Source organism: Rhodococcus rhodnii NBRC 100604 (assembly GCF_001894925.1).
GTDB lineage: Bacteria > Actinomycetota > Actinomycetes > Mycobacteriales > Mycobacteriaceae > Rhodococcus_F > Rhodococcus_F rhodnii.
The window spans coordinates 26,187-32,327 of sequence record NZ_BCXD01000037.1 but is presented as its reverse complement, the minus strand read 5'-3'; the positions used below and the strand labels follow the sequence as shown (position 1 = coordinate 32,327).

The window sequence follows — 6,141 nt, the reverse complement described above, 5'->3', positions numbered from 1 at the left end:
GTAAGGCTTTCCCGGAGTGGCGGGACACCGCGCCGGCCGACCGCGCAGCGGTCCTGCATCGCATTCACGATCTGATCGTGGAGCGTGCCGACGAGTTCGCCCGCGTCGAGAGCGCGGACCAGGGTGGCCTGCTGACGTATTACCGCGGTGAACGTGGAATCGTGCGGTCCGCCTCGAACTTCCGCGTCTTCGCGGACATGTTGCTCGAACGGTCGGAACCCGAGTTCTCCGGACCGGGCTATCGCGCGAGCGCGAGCATCGCGGGCGCGGGGCCCGTCGTCCTGGTCAATCCGTGGAACGGCCCGCTGCTGCTCGAGTCGTGGAAGGTCGCTCCGGCTCTCGCCTGCGGAAACAGTGTGGTGCTCAAGCCTTCCGAGTGGACGCCGTTGACGGCCTCGATGCTCGCCGACGTCGCGGCGGAGGCAGGGCTTCCGGACGGCGTCCTCAACGTCGTACAGGGCTTCGGCGACGAGGTGGGTGCGGCGCTCGTCGGCGATGCACGAGCGCGGCGCATCAGCTTCACCGGTTCGGTACCGACCGCGCGGGCGATCGCCGCCGCGGCGGCACCGAATCTCACCCCGTGCTCGTTCGAACTCGGTGGCAAGTCGCCGCTGCTGGTGTTCGAGGACGCCGATCTCGAGGTCGCCGTGACGACTGCCAAGCGGCAGTTCTCCAACGCGGGCCAGGTGTGTCTCATCGGCAGCCGGCTGCTCGTCGCGGAATCGGTGTTCGACCGCTTCGTCGAGCGCTTCGCAGCGGAGATGGCGGAATTCACCGTGGGTGACCCGCGGGACGAGACGACCGACATGGGTCCGCTCATCCATCACGAACAGTTCGCGCGCGTCGACGGCTTCGTGCAGCGCGCGCGTCGCGACGGAGCGCGCGCGGTGTTCGGGGGAGGTCCGCTCCGTGACGACGGCAGCCTCTACTACCGTCCGACGCTGCTCGCCGACATGGAACCGGATGCCGAGATCGTCACCGAGGAGGTGTTCGGCCCCGTCCTGACCGTGCAGCCGTTCGTATCCGAGGAACAGGCCATCGCGATGGCCAACTCGACCCGGTATGGACTGACGGCAACGGTGCTCACCGGGGACACCGCACGAGCCGAGCGGGTCGCAGCTCGGCTCGACGCGGGCACGGTGTGGGTGAACTGCTTCTGGGTCCGCGATCTGCGTGCCCCGTTCGGCGGGACGGGCGACTCCGGTGTGGGCCGGGAGGGCGGCGAGTGGAGTTTCGACTTCTACTCGGAGGTCAAGAACACGGTCACGGCGTCGTGAGCGACACGACCGGTGCGGATCGTCTGGTCGCGGCCGCAGCCGCGCACGGGGTGGGGCTGTGCCTCGCCAATCCGGGTACGACCGAGATGGGTCTCGTCGCGGCCCTCGACCGGTCGGATGCGATGCGGAGCTGTCTCGTCCTGTTCGAAGGTGTCGCGACGGGCGCGGCGGATGGCTACGCGCGTCTGACGGGTACACCGGCGATGACGTTGCTCCATCTCGGCCCTGGGCTCGCGTACGGGTTGCCGAACATGCACAACGCGCACCGCGCGCGCAGTCCGATGCTCGTGGTGGTCGGTGACCACACCACCGGTCATCTGCGCCTCGACGCACCGCTCACCACCGATGTCGAAGGTCTCGCCCGGCCGATGTCCGGCTGGGTGGGGCGAACGAGTTCACCGGGCGCAGTGGATCTCGCGGTGGCCGACGCGTGGGGGGCCGCGACCGATCGGCGCGACGTCGCCACGCTCGTCGTTCCCGCCGACCACCAGACCGATACTGCGGTCCCGCTGTCGGCCGACGCGATCGCGCGGTACGGCAGTCGCCGGCCCCGCGCGCGTCCGGTACCGGACGGCGCGGTGGTCGATGCCGTCGCCGCCCGGCTGGCACAACCGGATTCGCGACCGCTGTTTCTTCTCGGTGCGGATGCTCTGGACGTGTCGGCGCGCGTCGTCGTCGAGCGGTTGTGCAACCGAACCGGGGGCACGGCGTTCACGGGGACGACGATGGCCCGTATCGCGCGCGGCGGCGATGTTCCCGAGTTCGGCAGGCTGCCCTACTTCCCGGAGGACGCCGCGGCTGCACTGGTGGCGGCGACGCCGCTGGTGCTCGTCGGGGCACGTCCGCCCGTCGCGTTCTTCGGTTACGCCGGACGACCGGGCGAGTTGGCCGAGGGACTCGAGTGCCTCACGCTCGCAACCGAGGACGAAGCATCTCTCGTCGCGCTCGAGGCGCTGGACGAGGCGCTCGCTCACATTCGGCCTCGCGTCGCCCGGCGTCCAGTGGCCGCGCCGGTGGTCCCCGAGTACAGCGACGGGCAATCCCTCGACGGCTGGAGTGTTGGGGCGGTGGTGGCCGAGACCATGCCCCACGACGCGATCGTGTCGCTCGAGGGCAGCACGGTGGGACACGGCTTCTTCACCGCGTCGGCAGGAGGCGCACGGCACGACGTCCTCACCAACACGGGTGGGGCGATCGGCCAGGGGTTGCCCGTCGCGCTCGGCGCCGCGCTCGCGGCGCCCCGACGCCGTGTCGTGGCAGTGCAGTCCGACGGCAGTGCTCAGTACACACTGCAGACGCTGTGGACGATGGCACGTGAAAGCACCGACGTCACCGTCGTCCTCGTCTCGAATCGGCGGTACGGCATCCTCGAGACGGAGCTGAAGCGTCTCGGCCACGCCCCAGGACACGTCGCCGAGAGGATGACGAGCCTGACGGGCCCGGCACTCGACTGGCAGGCGACGGCCCGCGGATACGGAGTTCCGGCCGTGCGCGCGGGCACCGTACGAGAGCTTCGGGAAGCGCTGACTCGTGCCCACTGCGAACCCGGCCCGACGCTCGTCGAGGCGGTGGTGGTCTGACGGCGCGAGGCGCCGGAGGACCGCGGACCTCCGACATCGGTGTCCCGCTGGAGTGAAACGTCGTGGCCCCGGCGTCGGGCGATTCCTAGCCTCGGATCATCCGACCACGCCTACGGAGGACACCGTGACGACCCAGCTCGATCGCGTCGAGACCCGAGACATCGACGCCGGAACCAACCCCACTCGCTTCGCCCGCGGCTGGCACTGCCTCGGCCTCGCCGCATCCTTCCGCGACGGTAGGCCCCACCAGATCGACGTCTTCGGGACGTCGCTGGTGGTCTTCGCCGACACCGCGGGTGCTCTGCACGTGCTCGACGCCTTCTGCCGGCACATGGGCGGCAATCTCGCGCACGGCGAGATCAAGGGCGATGCGATCGCATGCCCGTTCCACGACTGGCGATGGAGTGGCAACGGTCGTTGCGAGGCGATTCCGTACGCGCGCCGCACACCGAAGCTCGCTCGCACGAAGTCGTGGCTCACGATGGAGCGCAACGGGCTTCTCTTCGTGTGGAACTGCCCGCAGGGCTCGACCCCGCCCGCGAACGTGACCGTCCCCGAGATCGACGGGTACGAGGACGGGCAGTGGAGCGACTGGACGTGGACGACGATCCGGGTCGACGGATCGCACTGCCGCGAGATCGTGGACAACGTCGTCGACATGGCGCACTTCTTCTACGTGCACTACCAGATGCCCGAGTTCTTCAAGAACGTCTTCGAGGGGCACGTCGCGGCGCAGTACATGCGCTCCTACGGCCGTGACGACATCAAGACGGGGGTCCAGATGGATCTTCCCGAGGCGCAGACCGTCTCGGACGCCCTGTACTACGGACCGTCCTTCATGCTCGACACGATCCAGACGGTCGCCGAGGGGACGACGATCGAGTCGAAGCTCGTGAACTGTCACTACCCGGTGACGTCGGATTCGTTCGTGCTCCAGTTCGGCACGATCGTGAAGAAGGTCGACGTGATGTCGGACGAACAGGCCCGCGAGATGGCGACCCTGTTCACCGACGGTCTCGAGGAGCAGTTCCACCAGGACATCGAGATCTGGAAACACAAGTCGCGCATCGAGAATCCGCTGCTCACCGAGGAGGACGGCCCCGTCTATCAGCTGCGGCGCTGGTACAGCCAGTTCTACGTCGACCTCGACGACGTCACGCCCGACATGACCGCACGCTACGAGTTCGAGGTCGACACGACACGGGCCCTCGAGTCGTGGCATCGGGAGGTCGACGAGAACATCGCCGCCGCACGGTGACCGAGTGACTGCCCCGCCCGCACCGGGCGGGCGGTGTCACGGTGCGCGGTGTGTCACGGTGCGCGGCGACGCATTCCGTCGACGAAGACGGTGACGATCGTGGCGGCCAGATCGCGTGGGGGAGTGTCGCCGTCGCCGCGATACCAGCGGGTCGACTGCCAGAGCACGTCGTAGAGCATCTCGCGGAAGACGTCCGGGTCGACGTCGGTGCGCAGCGTCCCCTCGGCGATGCCCGCGGCGATCGCGTCACGCCACGTCTGCTGCATCTCGTCGGCACGCTCGGCCAGGCCCGCGGCCTCGACCCGCCGGCGCATGGCGTCGCCCTCGCGCCGCCAGATCGACGTGGCGCCGCTGTAGCGGACGTTGGAGTCCAGTGCGATCTCCGCGAGCGCGGCGAGCCGGTCGAGCGGGGGCCGCGTACCGAGCGCGACGGCGCGACAGCGGCTCGCGATGTGGTCGATGTACTCCCGGACGATCTCGGTGACGATCGCCTCTTTCGACGGAAAGTAGTGGTAGAGCGCGCCGGATCGGACGCCGACCGCACTCGCGATGTCGCGGATCGACGTGGCGGCGACGCCCTTCACGGCGAAGATCTCGGCGGCGCGATCGAGGATCTGGCGGCGGCGTTCGTGCGGGTCCATCATGTGCTCCTGCTCGTGCTGCTCGTGCTGCTCGTGTCGGCCGTGGACAGTGCTCGCGACACGGCACGGGCGGCGAGCCGCACCGGCGTGGCGAGACGGAGGGGATCGACCGCGTCGAGCTCGCCGGTGACCGACACGGCGCCGACGCACGATCCTCGACCGCCGATCGGTGCTGCGACACAGGCGATCCCGCGTACCGACTCACCGCGCTCGTACGCGACGCCACGCTGGCGCGCCACGGCGAGATCACGGCGCAGCCGGCAGTGGGTGTCGAGGCGAGCGTCGGCGAGCATCGCCCGGCCCAGCGCGGTGCGGTACGCCGGACGCCGGCCACCCACGCGAGATGGAAGTGGAATCGACTCGACCCCGACCTTGGCGAGGTAGAGCACGTCCTCGCCGTCGAGGACCGCGAGATGTACGACGAGCCCGGTGACGGAATGAAGTTCGTCGAGGGCGGGCAGGGCCGCCCGGTGCAGCCGGTCGTGGTGCTGGGCGAGGGCACCCCACTCGAAGACGGTGCGCCCGAGCGCGTAGCCACCGGCTTCGCGCCGGACCCAGCCGGCGTCGACGAGCTGCGTGACGAGGCGATGCACCGACGAACGCGGGAGGCCTGTGCGGTGGGCCAGTTCCGACAGGGTGAGCGTGCCGTCGTGCAGGCGCTCGTCGAGGCGGCGGAACTCGTCGAGGATTCCGGCGAGCCGCGGGATGACGGCGGGAGCGGCGCGGCGTGTCGTCACGGCGGGCCCGCCGCGGCGCCGGTGAGCTGCGCCGCGATCGTGTCGGCGGCGGAGCGGACGCGACGGCCGAGCTCGCGGGGTGCCCGCTCGCGCGGAGCGCTCGCCGAGAGTGCCGCGGTCTCACCGTCACCGGCGGGAAACGCTGCGGCGACGCACCGGATCCGTTCGCCCGTCGCGACGAACTCGCGAGGCTCGCCCGCGCGGTGCGCGAGGGCGGCGACTCCGTCGGCGGACCCACAGGCGGGCCGCCGTTCGCCCGCGCGCGAGGCCGCGTCGAACGATCGGCCGACGGCGGCGAGGCACAGCAGGCTGTCGCCGTCGAGCACCGTCAGACGCACGTCGACGCCGAGTTCGCGTCGGAGCCCGAACAGGACCGGCAGCGCGGCCCGGTGGATGCGGTCGTACGCGACGGCGAGACCGCCGAGCTCGATCAGTGCGGTGCCGAGGTGGTAACGGGTCTCGCTGCGCCGGACGAGTCCTGCGTCCACGAGCTGACCGAGCATGCGATGCGTCGACGACGGCGGGAACCCCGTGTGCCGCGCCAGCTGCGACAGCGTGAGTCCGTCGCCGTGGCGGAAGGCGTCGAGCAGGCGGGTGACGCGCCCCAGCACCGTCTCGGGTGCGTCGGTGGGGCAGACCATGCGCGAC

At 70.2% G+C, this 6,141-nt stretch carries 6 protein-coding genes; 3 read left to right on the top strand and 3 right to left on the bottom strand.

The genetic code is table 11. The features are described 5' to 3' along the window. From RR1_RS19790 to RR1_RS19780, 3 genes are all read left to right on the top strand, one after another. A partial coding sequence (locus RR1_RS19790) for an aldehyde dehydrogenase (RefSeq protein ID WP_040774982.1) occupies positions 1-1,277 on the top strand: 1,277 nt, incomplete at its 5' end. Then, positions 1,274-2,857, top strand: coding sequence for an acetolactate synthase large subunit (locus RR1_RS19785; protein ID WP_010839870.1), 1,584 nt, complete (start codon positions 1,274-1,276; stop codon positions 2,855-2,857). The genes RR1_RS19790 and RR1_RS19785, both read left to right, overlap by 4 nt. A 124-nt stretch (positions 2,858-2,981) precedes the next feature. Then, positions 2,982-4,115 carry a 3-ketosteroid-9-alpha-monooxygenase, oxygenase component gene (locus tag RR1_RS19780; protein WP_010839869.1) on the top strand — a complete coding sequence of 378 codons (1,134 nt, stop codon included), beginning with the start codon at positions 2,982-2,984 and terminating at the stop codon, positions 4,113-4,115. Positions 4,116-4,168: 53 nt separating this feature from the next. Here RR1_RS19780 and RR1_RS19775 read toward each other — a convergent pair whose 3' ends face one another. Genes RR1_RS19775 through RR1_RS19765 form a run of 3 tightly spaced genes read right to left on the bottom strand, consistent with a single transcriptional unit; the run spans position 4,169 to position 6,134 of the window. Then, positions 4,169-4,756 (bottom strand): TetR/AcrR family transcriptional regulator, encoded by a 588-nt coding sequence (locus RR1_RS19775; protein WP_040774979.1) that lies wholly within the window; start codon positions 4,754-4,756, stop codon positions 4,169-4,171. After that, the gene (locus RR1_RS19770; protein ID WP_010839867.1) at positions 4,756-5,493 is read right to left on the bottom strand and encodes an IclR family transcriptional regulator; all 738 of its coding nucleotides are present in this window, start codon (positions 5,491-5,493) and stop codon (positions 4,756-4,758) included. Before RR1_RS19770 ends, RR1_RS19775 begins: the two co-directional genes overlap by 1 nt. Next, positions 5,490-6,134: an IclR family transcriptional regulator gene (locus RR1_RS19765; protein WP_010839866.1), complete on the bottom strand. Its 645-nt coding sequence runs from the start codon at positions 6,132-6,134 to the stop codon at positions 5,490-5,492. Before RR1_RS19765 ends, RR1_RS19770 begins: the two co-directional genes overlap by 4 nt. Positions 6,135-6,141: the final 7 nt, after the last annotated feature.

What these genes read in the sequence shown, in the direction of transcription:
- RR1_RS19775 (WP_040774979.1), bottom strand. Translation starts at nt 4,756, where the DNA reads ATGGACCCGCACGAACGCCGCCGCCAGATCCTCGATCGCGCCGCCGAG.
- RR1_RS19765 (WP_010839866.1), bottom strand. Translation starts at nt 6,134, where the DNA reads ATGGTCTGCCCCACCGACGCACCCGAGACGGTGCTGGGGCGCGTCACC.